This is a genomic window from Mammaliicoccus sp. P-M59 (assembly GCF_022386135.1).
In the GTDB taxonomy this organism is placed as follows: domain Bacteria; phylum Bacillota; class Bacilli; order Staphylococcales; family Staphylococcaceae; genus Mammaliicoccus; species Mammaliicoccus sciuri_A.
The window spans coordinates 193,002-212,996 of sequence record NZ_JAJNJJ010000003.1 but is presented as its reverse complement, the minus strand read 5'-3'; the positions used below and the strand labels follow the sequence as shown (position 1 = coordinate 212,996).

At 29.6% G+C, this 19,995-nt stretch carries 25 protein-coding genes; 11 read left to right on the top strand and 14 right to left on the bottom strand.

Going from position 1 to position 19,995, the window contains the following annotated elements; translation table 11 throughout:
• Window positions 1-99: 99 nt before the first annotated feature.
• The 5 genes from LQ617_RS07325 to LQ617_RS07305 form a co-directional block, all read right to left on the bottom strand.
• Window positions 100-1,299, bottom strand: a complete 1,200-nt coding sequence (locus LQ617_RS07325; RefSeq protein WP_239740085.1) for a GTP-binding protein — start codon at window positions 1,297-1,299, stop codon at window positions 100-102.
• A gap of 48 nt (window positions 1,300-1,347) precedes the next feature.
• A complete protein-coding gene (gene rpsN, locus LQ617_RS07320) occupies window positions 1,348-1,617 on the bottom strand; it encodes a 30S ribosomal protein S14 (RefSeq protein ID WP_025904347.1) in 270 nt (89 codons plus the stop codon).
• Window positions 1,618-1,892: 275 nt separating this feature from the next.
• Window positions 1,893-2,444: an NADH-quinone oxidoreductase subunit J gene (locus LQ617_RS07315; RefSeq protein ID WP_239740084.1), complete on the bottom strand. Its 552-nt coding sequence runs from the start codon at window positions 2,442-2,444 to the stop codon at window positions 1,893-1,895.
• Between the two features lie 242 nt (window positions 2,445-2,686).
• Complete coding sequence (locus LQ617_RS07310) at window positions 2,687-3,121, bottom strand: pyridoxamine 5'-phosphate oxidase family protein (RefSeq protein ID WP_239740083.1); 435 nt, start codon at window positions 3,119-3,121, stop codon at window positions 2,687-2,689.
• 12 nt (window positions 3,122-3,133) lie between these two features.
• A complete protein-coding gene (locus LQ617_RS07305) occupies window positions 3,134-3,877 on the bottom strand; it encodes a hypothetical protein (RefSeq protein ID WP_239740082.1) in 744 nt (247 codons plus the stop codon).
• Between the two features lie 197 nt (window positions 3,878-4,074).
• On the opposite strand from LQ617_RS07305, the gene LQ617_RS07300 reads away from it, so the two are divergent.
• Window positions 4,075-4,974, top strand: coding sequence for an arsenic resistance protein (locus tag LQ617_RS07300; protein ID WP_345773047.1), 900 nt, complete (start codon window positions 4,075-4,077; stop codon window positions 4,972-4,974).
• A gap of 51 nt (window positions 4,975-5,025) precedes the next feature.
• On the opposite strand, the gene LQ617_RS07295 is transcribed toward LQ617_RS07300, so the two are convergent.
• From LQ617_RS07295 to LQ617_RS07280, 4 genes are all read right to left on the bottom strand, one after another.
• A complete protein-coding gene (locus LQ617_RS07295) occupies window positions 5,026-6,015 on the bottom strand; it encodes a LysM peptidoglycan-binding domain-containing protein (RefSeq protein WP_239740080.1) in 990 nt (329 codons plus the stop codon).
• 135 nt (window positions 6,016-6,150) lie between these two features.
• Window positions 6,151-6,528, bottom strand: a complete 378-nt coding sequence (locus LQ617_RS07290) for a YxeA family protein (protein ID WP_239740079.1) — start codon at window positions 6,526-6,528, stop codon at window positions 6,151-6,153.
• Window positions 6,529-6,641: 113 nt separating this feature from the next.
• Window positions 6,642-6,902, bottom strand: coding sequence for a hypothetical protein (locus LQ617_RS07285; protein WP_239740078.1), 261 nt, complete (start codon window positions 6,900-6,902; stop codon window positions 6,642-6,644).
• Window positions 6,903-6,971: 69 nt separating this feature from the next.
• Window positions 6,972-7,511, bottom strand: coding sequence for a 2'-5' RNA ligase family protein (locus LQ617_RS07280; RefSeq protein WP_239740077.1), 540 nt, complete (start codon window positions 7,509-7,511; stop codon window positions 6,972-6,974).
• A 329-nt stretch (window positions 7,512-7,840) separates the two neighbouring features.
• On the opposite strand from LQ617_RS07280, the gene LQ617_RS07275 reads away from it, so the two are divergent.
• The 5 genes from LQ617_RS07275 to LQ617_RS07255 all read left to right on the top strand — a co-directional run bounded on the left by LQ617_RS07275 (window position 7,841) and on the right by LQ617_RS07255 (window position 13,425).
• The gene (locus tag LQ617_RS07275; RefSeq protein ID WP_239740076.1) at window positions 7,841-8,380 is read left to right on the top strand and encodes a GNAT family N-acetyltransferase; all 540 of its coding nucleotides are present in this window, start codon (window positions 7,841-7,843) and stop codon (window positions 8,378-8,380) included.
• 116 nt (window positions 8,381-8,496) lie between these two features.
• Window positions 8,497-9,750 (top strand): Y-family DNA polymerase, encoded by a 1,254-nt coding sequence (locus LQ617_RS07270; RefSeq protein ID WP_239740075.1) that lies wholly within the window; start codon window positions 8,497-8,499, stop codon window positions 9,748-9,750.
• A gap of 192 nt (window positions 9,751-9,942) precedes the next feature.
• Window positions 9,943-10,953 (top strand): tyrosine-type recombinase/integrase, encoded by a 1,011-nt coding sequence (locus LQ617_RS07265; RefSeq protein WP_239740074.1) that lies wholly within the window; start codon window positions 9,943-9,945, stop codon window positions 10,951-10,953.
• Window positions 10,953-13,049 (top strand): tyrosine-type recombinase/integrase, encoded by a 2,097-nt coding sequence (locus LQ617_RS07260; RefSeq protein ID WP_239740073.1) that lies wholly within the window; start codon window positions 10,953-10,955, stop codon window positions 13,047-13,049. The genes LQ617_RS07265 and LQ617_RS07260 overlap by 1 nt, the downstream gene beginning before the upstream one ends.
• A gap of 4 nt (window positions 13,050-13,053) precedes the next feature.
• On the top strand, window positions 13,054-13,425 hold the full coding sequence (locus tag LQ617_RS07255; RefSeq protein ID WP_204252757.1) for a DUF6262 family protein: 372 nt from the start codon (window positions 13,054-13,056) through the stop codon (window positions 13,423-13,425).
• A 568-nt stretch (window positions 13,426-13,993) separates the two neighbouring features.
• On the opposite strand, the gene LQ617_RS15995 is transcribed toward LQ617_RS07255, so the two are convergent.
• The 5 genes from LQ617_RS15995 to LQ617_RS07235 form a co-directional block, all read right to left on the bottom strand.
• Window positions 13,994-14,116, bottom strand: a complete 123-nt coding sequence (locus tag LQ617_RS15995) for a hypothetical protein (RefSeq protein WP_275590257.1) — start codon at window positions 14,114-14,116, stop codon at window positions 13,994-13,996.
• A gap of 24 nt (window positions 14,117-14,140) precedes the next feature.
• A complete protein-coding gene (locus tag LQ617_RS07250; RefSeq protein WP_239740072.1) occupies window positions 14,141-15,196 on the bottom strand; it encodes a methyltransferase domain-containing protein in 1,056 nt (351 codons plus the stop codon).
• A 19-nt stretch (window positions 15,197-15,215) separates the two neighbouring features.
• Window positions 15,216-16,100 (bottom strand): permease, encoded by an 885-nt coding sequence (locus LQ617_RS07245; protein ID WP_239740071.1) that lies wholly within the window; start codon window positions 16,098-16,100, stop codon window positions 15,216-15,218.
• Window positions 16,101-16,185: 85 nt separating this feature from the next.
• A complete protein-coding gene (locus tag LQ617_RS07240; protein WP_204252754.1) occupies window positions 16,186-16,506 on the bottom strand; it encodes an ArsR/SmtB family transcription factor in 321 nt (106 codons plus the stop codon).
• 26 nt (window positions 16,507-16,532) lie between these two features.
• Window positions 16,533-16,739 carry a hypothetical protein gene (locus LQ617_RS07235; protein ID WP_204252753.1) on the bottom strand — a complete coding sequence of 69 codons (207 nt, stop codon included), beginning with the start codon at window positions 16,737-16,739 and terminating at the stop codon, window positions 16,533-16,535.
• A 200-nt stretch (window positions 16,740-16,939) separates the two neighbouring features.
• Here LQ617_RS07235 and LQ617_RS07230 point away from each other — a divergent pair, with 200 nt between their 5' ends.
• The 5 genes from LQ617_RS07230 (at window position 16,940) to LQ617_RS07210 (ending at window position 19,698) form a co-directional block, all read left to right on the top strand.
• On the top strand, window positions 16,940-17,254 hold the full coding sequence (locus tag LQ617_RS07230; RefSeq protein ID WP_239740070.1) for an ArsR/SmtB family transcription factor: 315 nt from the start codon (window positions 16,940-16,942) through the stop codon (window positions 17,252-17,254).
• Window positions 17,254-18,543, top strand: coding sequence for an arsenite efflux transporter membrane subunit ArsB (gene arsB / locus LQ617_RS07225; protein WP_239740069.1), 1,290 nt, complete (start codon window positions 17,254-17,256; stop codon window positions 18,541-18,543). Before LQ617_RS07230 ends, arsB begins: the two co-directional genes overlap by 1 nt.
• Before the next feature lie 17 nt (window positions 18,544-18,560).
• Window positions 18,561-18,956 carry an arsenate reductase (thioredoxin) gene (arsC, locus tag LQ617_RS07220; RefSeq protein WP_204252751.1) on the top strand — a complete coding sequence of 132 codons (396 nt, stop codon included), beginning with the start codon at window positions 18,561-18,563 and terminating at the stop codon, window positions 18,954-18,956.
• A gap of 179 nt (window positions 18,957-19,135) precedes the next feature.
• Window positions 19,136-19,330: a hypothetical protein gene (locus LQ617_RS07215; RefSeq protein ID WP_204255689.1), complete on the top strand. Its 195-nt coding sequence runs from the start codon at window positions 19,136-19,138 to the stop codon at window positions 19,328-19,330.
• 119 nt (window positions 19,331-19,449) lie between these two features.
• Window positions 19,450-19,698 carry a GlsB/YeaQ/YmgE family stress response membrane protein gene (locus LQ617_RS07210; RefSeq protein WP_025904335.1) on the top strand — a complete coding sequence of 83 codons (249 nt, stop codon included), beginning with the start codon at window positions 19,450-19,452 and terminating at the stop codon, window positions 19,696-19,698.
• Window positions 19,699-19,995 lie beyond the last annotated feature (297 nt).

Here is a 19,995-nt window from a genome sequence, read left to right as displayed (position 1 = left end):
ATTTAATATCATAACATTAAGCATCTCATATTGGGAGGTCGTAGATATTTTTATGCATACAAAAAAGCATGAGCAGTTACTTATACTCATGCTTTTAACTTATACTGTTGATAGTTGCCATTGGTAAGGTTCGTTTAACTTTGTCCAATCTGCATCGATTTCTTCTGAATTTAATAAACATTGATCTAATGCTTTTGTAATTTCTTCTTTATTTAAGTCACTACCGATAATGACAAATTGTGTTTCTCTGTCGCCATATTCTGGATCCCAATCAGCTTTAATTTCTGGTCTAGATGCAAAGATTTCTTGTTTCGCTTCTTCTTTCATTGCATCAACCCAGAATGTAATTGGATGAATATTTACAAAAGAACCTGCCTGAGAAAATAGACATGCTACGCGATTATATTGAGCTAACCACACGATACCTTTAGCTCTTATAATATTTGTTGGCATATTTTCCATCCATTGATTAAATCTTTCCGCATGAAATGGTAGTCTTCTCTTGTAGACAAATGATGAAATACCATATTCTTCAGTTTCTGGTGTATGATGCGCATGACCACCTTCTGTTAATTCTTTAATCCACCCAGCTGATTGACTTGCATCTTCAAAATTAAATAAACCTGTATTAAGTACTTCTTGAAGCGGCACATCTGCATAACTCGTCTTGATAAATTTCGCTTTAGGCTGTAACTTTTTCAAAACGATTTCTAATTGTTTTAAATCTTTTTCTTCTACTAAATCAGCTTTATTTAAAATAAGTACATCACAAAATTCAATTTGGTCAATCAACAAGTCTGAAATAGAACGTTCATCTTCTTCACTGACGCCTTGGTCTCTATCTTTCAACAAATCTTCAGAATACATATCATGAACAAATCTATGTGCATCTACAACTGTAACCATCGTATCTAAACGACATATACTAGTTAAATCAATGCCTAATTCATCATCTATATATGAGAAAGTTTGGGCAACAGGTACCGGCTCTGAAATACCAGTTGATTCTATTACGATTTGATCGACATCTCCTCGTTTAGCTATCTTTTCGACTTCTATTAATAAGTCTTCTCTTAAAGTACAGCAAATACAGCCATTCGATAATTCTACTAATTTTTCGTCAGTTCGTGAAATACCTCCGCCTTGTATGACTAAATCTTTATCTATATTAATTTCACTCATATCATTTACAATGACTGCAATTTTTAATCCTTCTCTATTTTTCAAAATATTATTGAGCAGCGTTGTCTTTCCAGATCCTAAATAACCACTCAACACTGTAACTGGTATTTTATTCAACACATTTCCCCTACCTTTTATCTATTTATCCCATATAAACCAAAAATCTTACCAACTTGATTTTTTCAATCCAGGTATTTGACCTTTATGTGCGTATTCTCTTAAAGCGATTCTAGACATACCGAATTTTCTATATACACCTCTTGGTCTGCCAGTTACTTGGCATCTTCGTGTAATACGTGTAGGAGAAGCGTCTCTCGGTAATTTTTTCAAACCTTCGTAATCTTTATTAGCTTTTAATTCTTCTCGTTTTTCACGGTATTTTTCAACCATTTGAATTCTTTTTTGTTCTTTTGCAATTTTTGACTTTTTCGCCATTTTATATACTCCTTTTACATTTAAAATTTTTGAAATAAATCATTAGATATAAAGAGTGAGACGGTAAATGATGTCTCACTCTTTTGAAATCGTATATTAAGTAAGTAAAGTAGCCATCTCATTTCCGGAGGTAAATCGTAATGACTACGTTTTAACTATAATACATGAATTTTTATTTGGCAAGAGCAAATTTTTATTTTTCATTTAGAATTGATAATGACAATCGAAAAAATAGAGCCTAAGACAACGTAATGTGTCTTAGACTCTGCTTTTCTCTATTCAACTTTCCATACATTAAATCCATGTAATTGGCTGTTTGCATCATATTTCAAATCTTCTTTACCATAAAAAGTATAGCTTTCGCCTTCTTCAAGTTTTTTATGATCATAATCTATAATATAATATGACACTTTATCGTCCCCACTACCTTTTGTAACTTCGACGATTTTATCACCTGCTTCACTATGGCTAATTTTATCAACCTTAGCATTTGTGATTTTCAACAATTCGTTATGGCTATATGTTTCATTATTATACTTGTCATAATTAATCTCTTTAGAATGGTTCATTTTTTTCTGAACATATTCATTCGCTTGTGCTTCTGCTACGTGATCATCGAACTTAATTTTTGAATGATTATCTTGTACAGGTTCAGTTGAAACAACTCCAACAGCACAACCTAAAGTTAAAAAGAATAATATAATGGTACTTAGCAACGGAATCCTGAACCTAGTATCTCTAATCGCTTTAACAACCGTCGTGCCTAACATCACAATAAAAGCTATTAATACTAATACTCCAATAACGCTAAATATAAAACTTTCCATTTTCATTACTCCCTTGATTTATTCACTATCATATTTGTACATATTAGAACATCTCAGCTAATATTTCATCTATTTTGTTTCAGTTTTCGAAATAAATCAATATTATGCTAAAGTATGAAAGCGTTAACCCAGTTGCTATATCATGGATAGGTGAATATTAAAATTTTTTTATTGAAAAGTCGTTGTTATTCTTTAAAATCAATATCTTTCAACACTTTTTCTACCGCTTCTTCTTGTAATCATTAGTATGATTGCTCTCTTGCTACTATTGTTTGATATTCAAATCTAATCAATACATAATCAGTATTACCAAGTACTGATTTAAATCTCGGATGCCAGTTATTTTCTTCACCCATATATTTATGGAATAATTTTTTTATAATCTTATTATCTGCCTTTTCTAGGTATGCATAACCTCTGAATCCTATATGCTTAACGATTCCATTTGTTACATCATATTCTACAATGCCTATTGCACATTTTCCATTTTCTTCTATTCTCTTTGGAAAAGAATCCGTCTTATAGTTTCCAATAATCCATAATGATTTATTATCCCAAAAGAACCATACTGGAGATTCTCTTGGCTCACATTTTTCTACTGTAGATAAATGGGCAAATAAAGGTTTCGACAACACTTCTTCACATAATAATCTTTGTTGCTCTGTCAAACTATCCATTATCTCACTCCCTTATTCCCGAAATAGGTATTCACTTAATTTTTGTTTTTTTCCTTCTTTATTCCATTGTTGATATTCTTTGATCACCTTATGGATGTTGCCTTCATAGTAGTTTTCAACTAAATCAACTATTGCTAAAAAGCTTTTCCAGTAATGAAACATGACATATGCATTATCATTACTTTTATAAATTTCATATGTGAATGATTCTAAATTATTTTCATCATATTTTGATTTGTAATAATTAAACAATTCTGTTTCATACTGTATAATTTCTTTAAATTCTTTGTCATTATATAAATAATATCTTGGTAAGAAAGTAACCAATCCTTCTTCAAACCATAAGTCATCTGATGTTAAGTCAAGATCATCAAATTCTGTTAAAAAGAAGTCGCAATGGTGCGTAATTTCATGACCTAATATGCACAATATTTCTTTTTCTAAATAGTTATTAAATATGTTTTGAGTCGTTTCTGACATGTCACTTTTGATTTGACCATTTAAAAAGGTCATCCAACTTTCTTTTTCAATATTCATAAATATACCTTTTTCATTTGTAAACGCTGGTACATTCTTCTTAAATACATGCGTCATTACATAATCACTAGTCCATATGACGTGTTCTGGCATGTCATTTAATTCGTAATCTTTTTTCAGAATATCAATATAATTTTCAATTTTATCTATAAAATATTTTGATGTTTTTTGAGTTTCTTCCATATCATTTAGTTCATCCATCATAAAAATAGATTTCATGTGTCTATCCCCTTACAAATATCAATAAATATAGTATTAGTAATCATATTATAACAATATTCATTATCTTTTTATTCAATTGAATTAATTTCTACTTCATACTATGATTTATATTAAGCGATTTACAGGAGGTTATGATGTCTTACTTGAAGTCTTTTTTAGAGGATAAACAAATTTATATATATCTTTTATTTATTATGATGGGCGTAGGTTTCGGTCTATTGTTTGACCATGCTAGTCTTATTTTTGAACCTTTTATTTCTATTTTAATTGCGATTCTATTGTTTAGTATGTTTGCGCAAATTCCTTTTTTATCTTTACGTCAAAAGGCATTAAATTTTAAATTTCTTGTGGCACTTATTATTTCTAATTTTATTTTTATTCCTATTCTTGTTTTTCTAATTGTCACAGCATTTCATATTACTTCTACACCGCTTCTAATCGGAATTTACTTAGTTTTACTGACACCTTGTATTGATTATGTGATTGTTTTTACGAAGTTAGGTCATGGAAATGAAAGCTTTATGTTGATTGCTACACCTATTTTATTTATTCTACAAATCATTTTATTACCGATATATTTTCTAATATTTTTAAACCAAGATTTCTCTGAATACATTGACTTTATACCTTTTCTAAAGACTTTTGTATATCTTATTCTATTACCTTTAATCGTAGCTATTTTTATACAAGTTTTAAGTAAAAAGTCCGATGCTATGTCGAACATGTTATCTTTATCAGAATGGTTGCCTGTTCCTTTTATGGGACTCGTATTAATGATGGTTATAGGCTCTCAAATTTCAAAAATATTTAATGATTTACACGTCGTATGGATAGTTGTTCCTGTTTACATTTGTTTTATGATCATCGCGCCTTTTATTGGTTATCTTTCTGGTAAAATCTTTGCTTTACCTTCAGATTTAAAACGCACGATTGCTTTTAGTTCTAGCACAAGAAATGCGTTAGTTGTCTTGCCATTAGCTTTATCTCTACCAGACAAATGGTCAACAATTGTGACAACTGTTGTCGTCACACAAACACTTGTCGAGCTTATTGGTGAACTATTCTATATTAAATTGATACCTAAATTTAAATAAAGAAACACCTCTAAAGTTACAGTAACGCTTGCACTTTAGAGGTGTTTTTAATTATTTCAGTTTCAATACTTGTCCTACACTTATATCATTTGAATTTAAATTATTTAATGATTTAAGTTTAGCTACACTTACGCCGCTTCTTTGAGAGATATTATACAACGTATCTCCAGAAACAACAGTATGTGTATCGCCTGTAATACTGTCACTCGATTCATTTAAATCATTATAATGCTTTTGAACGAGACTATAAAATTGATCCATATCATAGCCCCACTGACTAAAGTAATTGATTGGATCTGTATGATCTGTTCCACCATAATACTGACTAATGGCATTGTGACTGATAACTGTACCTGTCCCTTCATTATTATCGGCTAATGATGGTTTCAGTCCATTTTGGTGTAACATTTTCGCAGTTAAATATGCTTGATTATTAACCGATTTCGCAAACTGGTCAAATGTACTTGATTGAGCCAATTCTATTTGATAGAAATATGGATTGGCTTTTGCGCCTGCACCCCAAGCTAAATAATCACTAGATGCTGTTTGAACAATTTTACTACTACTTGCATAAGCATGAACAAACGCACTTTCATAATTGTTATACATGTAATTGATTTCTTCATCTATTGTGCTATCAGGATTAGCTGTTTCATGTATAATCACACCGATAAACTTATCTGATTTATAATCATACTTCGGCAAACTATCCATTCTAGAATCTTGCGTGATTGTAGACGGCTTAATATTATTTTTAGCAATATAATTATTAACATCTTGATAAGCTTCATTTGTATGTTGATTTGACTCTATTTCTGTAGAATTTTCTTCTGCATCTTTATTATGTAATTTAAGATCTTCATCCGTTAGCAAGCCTGTTAATTCTTTCGGGTTCATCTTTTGTGCTTGTTCAAAACTAATCGATTTGCTTGTATTCTCTGTTTGTTCACTTTGATGTTCTTCTGCATTGATATATCCAACAGATTGAGAAAATAATACACTTGTCGTCAAAATTATTGCTGTTCCAAACTTGTACTTCATAATAATCCCCCTTATATTTTATTTTTATATTGTATTACAAACTATAATTAATTAATATACTTGAAGAATATTTCGTTATATTAAATATTTATTACAAGTAAAAAAGAACGAGATAATTTGATTATCTCGTTCCCTCTATTCTATAGCATTTAGAACTTTCTTTGGTATTTCACTTTTATCAACTTCTTCAAATGATTCCACATGTGTTCCTTTATGCTTAATTTTTAAATAGTGATTTGATTTAAGCTCATCTGATGATATAAATTCTACTTTCGTACGTTTACCATCTTCATCTACAATATCTTGCTTATATCTTCTAATATTATGTTCTTCAACAGCATCAGGTAGCTTTGTCTTTACATAAGCGTATTTCTCTTTCATAAATGGATTTAATTGGTCTGATACACCTTTAATCTCACTTGAGCCAGATGTACTAAATATAACGATTAATAAACAACAACATAAAATGACAAATATAATTAGAAAAACAATACCTTTTAATAAACCTTTCAATGTTATCTCTCCTTTCAAGTAAAATGATAGCATCATATCACTTGAAATAGTCCTAACATTGTTGTCACAACAGGCTTCTAAGCTTACAATTTTGTAAGATTAAGTCTCTCTTATTAAAACACACCTAATATATTTCCAATTAACCCTGCTAGTGTTATTAATACACCTACACCCGATAGAATAGATGCAATAACCGCTTTTCTATTTTTCTTATTGGTTTCATTAATACTTCTTTCAAGGTTGTTCATTGAAATTGTAATTTTGTCTTGAATGATATTTGGCAAATGATCAATCTTGTTGTTCAAAGTATCGAAACGTTCATCAACACGCTTTTCATATTGTTCAAATTCATTTCTCGTAACATATTCTGACATAATGAGCACCTCTCTTTTTTATATTTTATAATTAGTAAATTTAGATTCTAAAAAATGTATTTATCAATTTTAATCTTTCAATCCAACTTTCTTTAGGCGAACATACTTATTATTTACATATTTATAAATATAAACCTCATTCACTTGAAATGGTTTAAATATATCTTTCTGATTCAATTCTTTTTCCATGTTCAACAAATTATTTATATTATTTCCAGTACTAATGTCATCTCCATAACTTTGTTTACCAACAGTTAAATGTGGTACATATAAATCCCCTTCAAAATACTTTTGTTGCATTTCCTTTGTAACATTTAATAATCCCACTATTTGTTGATGTAAGTCATGAATTTCTAGTGAATCAAATGACACGTATAATACTTCTTTACCAAAATAAGCTGTTTGTTTTGGTGTTACAGTAAATTTAGAAGTATGATTAATCAAATTAGTAATATCTTCTATCCAATTTTCATCTATTGTTAAATTACTTTGAGCTTTTAAAGTAATATGTGGTTCTACACCTATTCTATCCATATATTGATGTTGTAAGTTAAGTACCGTACTATACATAGGTTCAGGTGGCACAATTCCAATAAAATATTTACTCATCATATCCCTCTTTTGTTAGTAAATTAATGTATCTATTAATACTAGCTTAAATCAGAGCAATTGTTCAAATTCATTTCTTGTAATATATTCTGACATAATGAGCACCTCTCTTTTTATATTTTATAATTTATAAATATAATTGTCAAAAACTGTATTTTAAAATTATGCGATGGAAAGTAACCATTTTTTATTAGATTATATTGATTGGCTACATATTCTTAATAATTCATATAGCTTATTTTCAAAACTGTAAAAATAAAATAAGTATAATTTTTCCAATTCACATGATAAAATAATTTTAATTATTTTATATAGAACAGAGGGATAACATGGTTGAAAATCGTGAATTATATATTAGACCTATTAAATTAGAAGATTTAAAGAGTATATGGCAGATGGCTTTTAAGGACTCAAATCCTGAATGGAAGTTATGGGATGCGCCTTATTTTCCTCATCATGCTATGTCGTATGATGATTTTTTGCTCCAAAAGGATGATTGGATCAATGTTCCGAATAGATGGGCTGTAATTTACAACGACAAAGTTATTGGTACAGTCTCTTATTATTGGGAACATGAACCTTCTAAGTGGCTAGAGATGGGTATTTCAATCTATCAATCTGATAATTGGGGTAAAGGCATTGGCACAAATGTCATGCGTATGTGGATTGATCATTTATTCAATACTTTAGATATTGTTCGCGTTGGTTATACAACTTGGTCAGGAAATAAAGGCATGATCAAAATTGGAGAACGTCTTGGTATGACGATGGAAGCTAGAATTAGAAAAGTAAGATATTATAACGGGACTTATTACGACTCTATTAGAATGGGACTTTTACGGGAAGAATGGCAAGATTTAAAGTCTTAATGTAGTATGTAACATTCATAAAATGATAACATATTGTGCTTTTATACAAGTTTATACTTTACAAAACAGAACGTATGTTCGTATAATAAAAGTACAATATGACTAGGGTGATTTTTATGTATGACTACAGTTATTGTCTAAATCGGGATATTTTATGTGTGGATTTAAAGAGTTTCTTTGCGTCTGTTTCATGTATTGAGAAAGGTTTGAACCCGCTAACGACTAAGCTAGCTGTTGTGGCTGATACGAAGCGTAAAGGTTCTGTTGTCTTGGCAGCTACACCACCTTTAAAAGCAATTGGCATTAAAACAGGTTCTCGTTTATATGAAATACCTCAACGTAAAGATATCTATGTTATTAATCCATCTATGAAGAAATATATACAATTATCAACACAGATTAGCAAAATTGCTTTGGATTATGTTGCTCCTGAAGATTTTCATCAATACAGTATAGATGAATTCTTTATGGATGTATCAGAGTCGTATCATTTATTTGCGCATTCTCCCTTTTCATTAGCGATGCAACTTCAAGAGCGTATATTTAATTATACTCAAATTCGTAGCACGATTGGCATTGGATCTAATTTATTACTCGCTAAACTTTCAATGGATATTGATGCTAAGCATACAAGTCTTGGTATATCAGAATGGCGCTATGAAGATGTGCCGTCTAAAGTTTGGTCCATTCAACCTTTACGAGACATGTGGGGAATCAATCGACGTACAGAAGCTAAGCTTAATAAGAAAGGGATATTTACAATTGGTCACTTAGCTAATTATCCTGTGGAATATTTGAAGCGGGACTTTGGCGTTATTGGTGTTGACCTTCATTTGCATGCTAATGGTATTGATGAAAGCGTCATTAGAAATCCTCATCGTATATATGATAAATCTCTAGGTAAGTCGCAAATACTTATGCGTGATTACAGTATGAATGAGCTTAAGACTGTATTAAATGAACAAGTAGATGAAGTTTATTTCCGTTCTAGAAAGCTCAATTTATACCCTACACGTATTAGCGTGAGTGTCGGTTATGCAGACGTTGGCGGTGTGCGGAAGCAATTTACAAATAAAACGGGATTTATGAATACTTATGTTATCACACAATTATTATGGGATTATTTATCTCAACGATTAGAACCGGACAGACTTTATAGAACGATCGCGATATCATTTGGCAAATTTATTCCGAACCAAATTAAACAATTATCTTTATTCGATGATCCATATCAAATTAAGACAGAGACACTCGAAAATCATTTAGATTTTATACGTATGAAATATGGCAAAGATGTTGTTATGCGCGGTTCAAGTCTATTAAATAGTGGTACATTATTAGAAAGAAAAGTTATCTATAGTAAAATATAAAGAGTATTTTATATCTATTATATAATAACTCACGAGTATAATAGACAGTATGCGATACACAGTCTATTATACTCGTTTATTTATTAGGGGGGAATTAATATTAAAGTTCAAGAAGTATATTTAAGTAATGGTAATTCACGATTCATAGTAGTTGATGGTGATCAAAAACCGATAGAGCCTATATTACTTTATATGAAATATTTAGATAGCGTGCAAAAAAGTCCAAATACACAAAGAACATATTGTTATGGGCTTAGGGACTTTTTCATATATCTGAAATTAATTAATTTGAATTATAAAGATGTCAAATTGACTACATTATCCAACTTTTTAACATGGCTAGTCAATCCATCGGTTTTAAAAAAGGTGCAGTATTTTACTTCTCCAAAATTGAGGAGTGAGAAAACAATAAATTTGAGAATAACAACTATTTTAGCCTTTTACAGATTTTTATTTCAATTCGAGTATATTAACGAAGACATTACTCGAAATTCATATATAAAAGTAAAAAACATAAAATCTTATAAAGATTTTTTATACCACATTAATAAAGGAAAGACTTTATCCAAAAATATCTTAAAAATAAAAGAACCTAAAAGTACCGCTAAAATTATACCAGATGATATTATAAATAAATCATTTAAGTACACTAAAAATTCTAGAGATTTATTCTTATTATATTTACTCTACGAAACAGGTTTAAGAATTGGAGAAATATTATCATTATATAAGGAAGATATTGTTTTTGATATAGAAAATGGTCACAAACTATATATTAGGGATAGGAATATGCATTTTAATGATGCACAGTTAAAAACAGGCGAACGAACTATTTTTATATCTATGAATCTTGTTGATTTATTTGATGATTACATGTATGACATCATAGACTTTGACGATAGCCCACATATGTTTATAAAACTAAAGGGGCAACACAAAGGTCAAAAAATGAGCTATTCTGATATTTGTTCATTCTTCAGAAGACTTTCTCATGCTGTTGATTATCACTTACACCCTCACTTATTTAGACACACACATGCAACAAAATATTTTAATAAAACAAAAAATATTAAATCTGTTCAAGAACGTCTCGGACATCGACAAATACAAACTACAATGAATTTATATTTACACCCATCTGAAGAAGAAAAAAGAGAACAGTGGTTAAAAGCTCAAGAAGCATTTAAGATGGAGGGATACTAATGACTTTCTTTAATTCAGCATATACTATAGAACACTATGAAGAAAAGCTCAAAAAAATATTAAGTAATTACAATAGGAAAGTTATAAACTCTGATGGTACTGTACAAAATGATGAGATATACGATGATTATTTATTAAGAAGTGATGATTGGGCTTTCTCATTTTTTTATGAGCTACCACAATTTAAAGATGATTTAGATAGATACCAACAAAATAAAAAACATCACAGATATACAATAGACTTCAAATCCAGTAGCTATACTATAAACTTAGAATTAAAATGTTTATATAAAATGAGATTGTTTCAAGGAGAATGGTCTATATATTCTGCTTTTCAAAAACATACTCATAGGTACCGAATAATAGAATTCATGAATATATACTACCCCAAGTACAATTCTCTTTTGGAGCTAGATATTGATAAAGCAGAAATCAAGTATATGAATTGGTTAAAAAAGCAACAAATTCCAATTATAGAAACAATCAATCATCGATATGGTCGTCCTCCCCATAAGCAAAAGACTCGAGCTGCGAAATATTTAAGGGCTATCTACAACGCTTTAAGTGAATATGTAGATAATAGAAATCATTGGGACAAAGACGAATGGAAAATAACCTATTTTAAAGATGAATATGACTTCGACTTCAATAAAAGCTCTTGTAATGGAATGATTAAGTTTAGCGAAATCAAAAATGAAAAATTAAAAAATATTTTAAAAGATTATATTAAAGATCGCATATTGGGTAAGCGTCGTATGTCTTGGTCTACAGCAGCAACCTATGCTCGAGATATAAGTCGCCTATTTAACATTGTTTCTCCAACTGGATATGAAAAAAGAGCATTAAGAAATATGTCTAGAGCAGATATATTAAAGTATATAGAAATGATTAGTAAAATGAAGCGTTGGGAAAGTAGCAGAACATTGAATAATCACCTCCATACATCTCTTGGTCATATCAGAACTTTTTTGGAAGATTTACAAGTCCTGGATTATAGTAATGCACCACAAAAGTCTATTTCACAAATTATACATCCCGACGATTTTCCTAAGTATCAAAATTCTAGAGTAGTCAATTGTATTCCTGATAATGTTTTGAAACAATTATTTGACAATATTCAGGACTTAAAACCTGATGTCATACCTGTTATTTGGATTTCCTTTAAAACAGGCCTTAGAATATCAGACACACTTTCACTAAAAGAAGACTGCTTAATATATATTCAAGATAAGCCATATATCCAAACGAGCATAAGTAAAACCAAAATAAACAATCATAAAATACCGATTGATGCTCATTTAGAAGAAATTATAGAATTTTTAATAAACAAAACCAAAATAGAAACAAATGAAGATAATAATCCACATCGTTATTTATTTGTCAGATTGAATGGCCCAAGAAAAGGCAGACCTTTCTTGCAAAGTTACATAAGAGAAGAACTCAACACCTTAGCAATAGCTAAAAATATACGAGATAAACAAGGTGAGGTTTATAGATTTCGCATGCATGAATTTAGACATACATATGCGGTGAAATTACTCAATAATGGCGCTGACATTGTAACAGTTCAAGAGTTATTAGCGCATGCTTCTCCAGAGATGACGATGGTATACGCCAAGTTATTAGATGATACAAAGCGTAAAGAGTTTGAAAAAGTCATGGCTACTGGAACATTTGAATTTGATCATAGTGGAAACATTGAAAAAACAGATATTTCTCAGGTAAATGATTCAACGGTAGTAGCTATATGGCAAAATTATAAACTTAACGCAGTAGATAATCCATATGGTACATGTCTATCTAGAACAAACGGCAATTGTCCATATGTCACTGAACCACCATGCTTAACTTGTAATAATGGTAAGCCATGTAAAGATTTAGCAATTGGATTATCAGAGTTAGATAAAGACAAATATAGACTTCATATAAAGTCCACAGAAAAACTTATCAATAAATTAAAGGAAAATAATCGTCACGATATGGCCGAGAAAAATATGACGTTACTTGAGAGGTATAAAGCAATCAACCAAAGAATAAATGATGATTCAGTTATATATGGAAGAGATTCTAGAATAAATCCTTTAAAGGAGGTTTAAATCTATGTCATTTGATCAGAAATCACATTTAAAATCTGTACACGAAAACAGAAAAAAAGAAACAATAGATAAAATAGATAAGGCATTAACTTATATGATTAATACGAATCAAACGATAAATTTTTCAAGAGTAGCAAAAGAAGCTAACGTTGGCAAATCGACACTTTATACTTTACCGAAGGTGAAAGAAAAGATAGCTTACTACAGAGAATTGTCTATTCAAAAAAATTATAAAACACATGAATTTTCTAAAAAAGATATAAAAATTCAATCTCTAAAACGAAAAATCAAAAAGCTAGAAGATGAAAATAAGGAGCTGAAACTATCTTTAAAAAAAGCTTATGGAAAAGTATTTGAAAACGCAAATATAAATTAGATATTAAACACTTTCCACCAATATCAACACTGAATTATAACATTATTAATTAACATCCGTTACAAGGTTGATAGTAACCTATCGACCTTGAATGGATGTTTTGTATCTTAGTCGCCAATATTATAATTAGTTGATATAATTCTTAGGAAATAATTGTATCTCTTAACCTCGCAAATTCTATTAATTTCTCTATACTATGAATTATTTTTGTATGTAAGTCCCATTAATTGTAGTTTATCAAACGAATCTTTATTAACTGTTATTTTATTTAAGATATCGTTATTACTTTTGTGTGTAAAAGTCGTATCGCCATTACAAACTGAGGTACTCTCTTTTTGTTCTTGTATTCAATGTAATGTATCAAGCCATTTACGAAATTCATCTTTTTATTTTCAACTTCTAAAATATATTTTTCTTCTCATGTGTTATTTATACTTAATTGAATTTTCTTCGATAAAGTCAGCTAAATTTTTATTTATTTCAATACCTTCATAAAAAAAGGAAGCATACTTTTATGCTCCCTAACCTAATTGTTAATGATACGGCATTAACTACATGCTTTATTATTCTATTTATCTTTATTTGTATTCTCTTTTTTGCTCTCTTTATTTTCTTCAATCTCTACGGAACAACAAGCTTGTTCTTTAGGTTTTAATTTAGAAATAGCTTTTTTAAATGCGTTTTTTTCCATTTTAACACCTCCTTTAATTATTATTTAACAATCACATGATGCATCGCAACACTCTTCTATATCAATTTTCCCTTCATTTTCATTGATAAATTCAAAGACTTCTTTATATGGATTTTTCTGTAATATATTAAATGTTTTTTCACATACAAAGGTTCTTTCTCCACGCTCAAAAATATGATTATCATCATCTTCAATGTGCTTAAATGGACCTTTGTATATAACGGATTGACCTTTGTCAACACAAGTACCTTCTTTGCCTTTATAGGCTATAACGGTCATACTTCTAAAGTTAATATCTTCTATAGTAGTCCATGTACTTTCGCGTTTGTCTATTTCCACACCATAAAAGCCTACCTTTTCGAAAGCTTCAACAAAAGATTTTTCTTCAATTGCGCCTGAATAGCAACCACTCCACAAGTCTTCATCTTGTCTCAATTGTTCTGGAACTTCTACGTTAGAAACAATATCAGAGATAACAGCTTTTCCACCATCTTTTAAAACACGATAAATTTCTTTGAAAAGCGCCTCTTTTTCTTCCGTTGAAACTAAGTTTAGAACACAGTTAGATATAACCACGTCTATACTATTATCTTTTATCATAGTCATTTCATTTTCTAAATAATTAATATATTGATTGATAGATTGATAAGTATTTAGATCGCTAGCAGGATGTTCTTGTAAATATTTATCCAATACTTCTAAATCTAATTTTAAATTTTGAATCTTTCCTTTATAAAAACTTACATTATCATAACCAATTTTTTTAATCATTTGATCCTGGTATTTTTTAGCAAGATTTAACATATCATCATTCATATCTACGCCAATAACTTTGCCTGTTTCACCGACAATCTGCGAAACTATATAAGGAACTTTACCTCCGCCAGAACCTAAATCCAAAACGATATCTCCTTCTTTAATCTTACCTAAAGGATCACCACAACCATAATCTTTTTCTATGATTTCATCAGGTATTATTTTTAAGTATTTTGTATCATATTCTACTGGACAACATAAATTTTCTTCATAATTTTTTGCAGCACTTCCATATCTACTGATTACTGATGCTTCTTGATTCATTAATTTATCCCCCTTAATTTTAAACAATCATATTAACAATTAAACCCGTAGCAATAGCTACAACTAAAATTGCGATAACAAATGATATTACAAATTTTCTCTTGAATAACTTAGAAAGTAATACAACTTCTGGAATACTTGCGCCTGCACCACCAATAATTAACGCCACAACAGTTCCTAGTGACATACCTTTTGATACTAATGCTTCAGCTATCGGTAACATTGTTTCAGGTCTAATATACATAGGAATACCTATAATAGAAGCAATTAATACGGATATAATGCCATCTCCACTTGCATATTTAGTAATAAATGTTTCAGGTACAAACCCATATATAAAGGCACCAATAAACACACCAATAAACAAATAAGGAAGCATTGGGTATAAAAATGCCCATGCATCATTTAATGCTTGTTTTAAACGAGATCCTGTTTTATTAGCAAAAAATCCGTCTCCTTTAACATTAACTCCTTTATAACTATCAGCTAAATTCATTTTTGAAAATACTAAACCTGTTAAAATGCTAAAAATTGCTAGTACTACAAAATAAACGACTGCAACTTTCCAACCTAATAAAGCCCATAGCATAAATAGCATTAATGGATTCATTAATGGTGAAGCAATTAAGAAACTCATTGCTGGACCAAAAGGAACTTTAGAATTTAATAGACCTGCTAGTATTGGGATCGTCGAACAAGAACAAAACGGTGTAATAGCACCAAATACCATTCCCAATATGTAATTAACAGCTTGATTTGGTTTACTCAAAAGTCTTTTGATTTTTTCTTCTGAAACAACTTGTTGAATTAGACTTACAATAAAGCTCACGATTATGAATAGTATTAACAATTCAAAAAACAACATTAAAAATGTTTTTATGAATTCTATAATTGAATCTAACATCAGTATAACGCCTCCAAATTTATTAAATCAACTTTTTTTGATATATACATCAAAAAAAGTTGATTTATATATCAAAAAAAGATACTTATAATATCTTACAACAAGTACCTTCTTTTAAAACTAACTGTATTTGTTGCTCATTAATTCTATAATAGTTCCATGTACCATGCTTTTCAGCAATAAGAATATTGGCATCTACTAATTTTTTTAAATGATAAGATAGTTTTGATTGTTTTAATTCTAATAATTCTTCTAAATCACATACACACAAAGATTTTGTATCACTTTGACGTATTGAATGTAAAATTTTAAGTCTAACTTTATCAGCAAGTGCATTAAACATCTGTTCATAAAAATCAAATTGCTCTTCCTCAGTTTTATTAGGGTAGGATTTAATAACTTCCATTGAAAGATCACCTCTCTTATATTTTATTAACTCTCTTTTTGTTTAAGTTTTTGTATTGCTAGATTAAAGTGAGTTTCTGTTATTTCACCATACATATCAGTTTCGCCTTTAAAAAATTCTTTCTTCATATATAATATAGCTTCTTTTAAAGTAACTTCTCTTGATATCATAATTAAATTTAAATAACTTACAAAATAATCAACAGATAGTGTACTTGCATGATTGATTCTCATAAAATCTAACTCCTTTTAAATACTAAAGCAATACATCAACTTTTTTTGATGTATTAAATATAAATTATTCTTTCAACTTTTGCAAGGTAATAGAACTAGTTATTTACGTCAAACCTTGAACTAAGCACAAATTAATTTAAAACTTCATAGACATAAATCTATATAGATGTTAATCTATGTATCGTAAGGGAGGTATGGTTATGTCTTATCAAGATCTATCTACTATATTAAAAGTTTTATCTGATCCAGGTAGATTAGAAATATTAGATTTGCTATCTTGCGGTGAATTATGTGCTTGTGACTTATTGGAACACTTTCAATTCTCACAACCTACATTAAGTCATCATATGAAATCATTAGTAGATAACGAGTTAGTTAAAACCCGAAAGAATGGAAATAAGCATATGTATCAACTTAATCATGAAATTTTAGATTATGTTAAACAAAGTTTAAACCTTATTAACTTGTCTAACCAACGATGTGTATGTAAAAATATGAAGTCAGGTGAGTGTTGATGACAATTTTAGCAATTGTGATTTTTCTTTTAACTTTAATCTTTGTGATATGGCAACCGAAAGGTTTAGATATTGGTATTACAGCTTTAATTGGAGCTGTTGTTGCTATCATTACGGGTGTCGTAAGTTTTTCCGATGTATTAGAAGTAACAGGTATTGTTTGGAATGCTACTTTAACCTTTGTAGCTGTTATTCTTATTTCATTAATATTAGATGAAATTGGTTTTTTTGAATGGTCTGCAATACATATGGTCAAAGCTTCAAACGGTAATGGCTTAAAAATGTTTGTTTTCATCATGCTATTAGGGGCAATTGTAGCAGCATTTTTCGCCAATGATGGTGCAGCTTTAATCTTAACTCCTATTGTATTAGCAATGGTAAGAAATCTAGGTTTTAATAAAAAAGTGATTTTTCCTTTTATTATTGCTAGTGGTTTTATTGCTGATACTACATCACTACCTTTAATTGTAAGTAACTTAGTTAATATCGTTTCTGCAGATTACTTTGATATTGGGTTTATTGAGTATTTTAGTCGAATGATTATTCCTAATATATTCTCTCTGATTGCTAGTATACTCGTTTTATGGTTATATTTTAGAAAATCTATACCTAAAAGGTTCGATACAGAAAATCTTTCAGATCCTAAAAGTGCAATTAAAGATCCTAAATTATTTAAGATTTCATGGGTAGTATTAACAGTACTACTCGTTGGATATCTTGTAAGTGAGTTAATCCAAATTCCTGTATCAATTATTGCGGGTATTATTGCTCTTATCTTTGTAATATTAGCTCGTAAATCTAAAGCAGTTCATACAAAACAAGTAATTAAAGGCGCACCATGGAATATTGTTGTATTCTCTATTGGTATGTACCTTGTTGTGTTTGGACTAAAAAATGTAGGTATTACAACGATTCTTGGGGATGTCCTAACAAATATTTCTGGTTATGGGTTATTCAGCAGTATCATGGGTATGGGCTTTATAGCTGCTTTCTTATCTTCAATTATGAATAACATGCCAACAGTTTTAATAGATGCAATAGCGATTGATCAATCCAGTGCTACAGGAATATTAAAAGAAGGCATGGTTTATGCGAATGTTATAGGTTCTGATTTAGGACCTAAAATTACGCCAATTGGATCTTTAGCAACATTATTGTGGCTTCATGTTTTAACGCAAAAAGGTGTAAAGATTTCTTGGGGAACATATTTTAAAACTGGAATTATCATTACTATTCCAGTCCTATTCGTAACCCTACTAGGTTTATACCTTACACTAATCACATTTTAAGAAAAGAGGTTTTAATTATGGCTAAAAAAACAATTTATTTTATATGTACAGGAAATTCTTGCCGTAGCCAAATGGCTGAAGGTTGGGGAAAGGAAATATTGGGTGAAGATTGGAATGTCTATTCTGCTGGTATTGAAACACATGGTGTGAATCCTAAAGCAATAGAAGCTATGAAAGAAGTCAATATTGATATATCAAACCATACATCAGACTTGATTAATAACGTGATTTTAAAACAATCAGACCTGGTCGTAACGTTATGTAGTGACGCAGATGATAATTGTCCAATTTTACCAACAAACGTTAAAAAAGAGCATTGGGGATTTGATGATCCCGCAGGTAAAGAATGGTCAGAATTCCAGCGTGTTAGAGACGAAATCAAATTAGCTATAGAAAATTTTAAATTGAAATAATTATAAACACTTCTCATTAACTAATTTAAACTATATTATATTATTTCCTCTTCCTTTAGTATATTGGACATGTATATTATATATTTATTCACTTATATCAGTATTTTTAGCATTTTAGTATTGATAAGAAAAGACTTAATTGCAGGTCATAAAGCTTAATATTTATGGAGTGTAAAGTTATGAAAGAACTTAATATAAACTGGGAATCAGATTTTATTGAATACCAAACTTTATTATATAGTGGTGTCGATCCAGAATGGTTCTATGCCTGTATTAGAAATGATGTTTTAGTACCAGCATATACAGGACAAGGCAAACAATATTTTTGGACTAAAGATATCCTGGAAGCTCATAAAATAATACCAATATTTTAAAAAACCAACTATTTACTACAATTATTGTTTAATTTTACCAATTATTTTCTTTATAAGTGTTTAACGAATCTTCACATTGGATATATATAAAGAAGTGTAAAAATAGGAGGTAATTATATATGGGCTTTATATTAATGTTAATCGTCGGCGGTTTAATCGGCTGGCTAGCAGGTGTTATTTTAGGTAAAGATATTCCAGGCGGTATTATTGGCAATATTATCGCAGGTATTATCGGTTCAGCAATTGGTGGTAAATTATTAGGAGATATGGGACCAGTCATAGGTGGAATTGCAATTATTCCAGCATTAATCGGTTCAATCATCTTAATCTTAGTACTTTCATTCATTTTAAAAGCAATTAAAAAATAGAAAGTACAATAAATATAAAGAAGCATATCACTTAATTGATTTTGTGATATGCTTCTTTTTTGATACAGATATATTTAACAAATAAAAGCACCACACAAATTTGTGCGGTGCTTATGTCATATACGAATAAATATTTTCAAAACCACTCTAGGTAAATAGCTTTGTAATAATAAAATACCCGACGTATATAAACTCTAAACATTATTTTAATAATAATCTAAAGAAATTAATGATTTATTAACGTTTATTAGAACCTTTACTAAAAAGATTTCTTATAAGTCTCATAATTAAAACTGT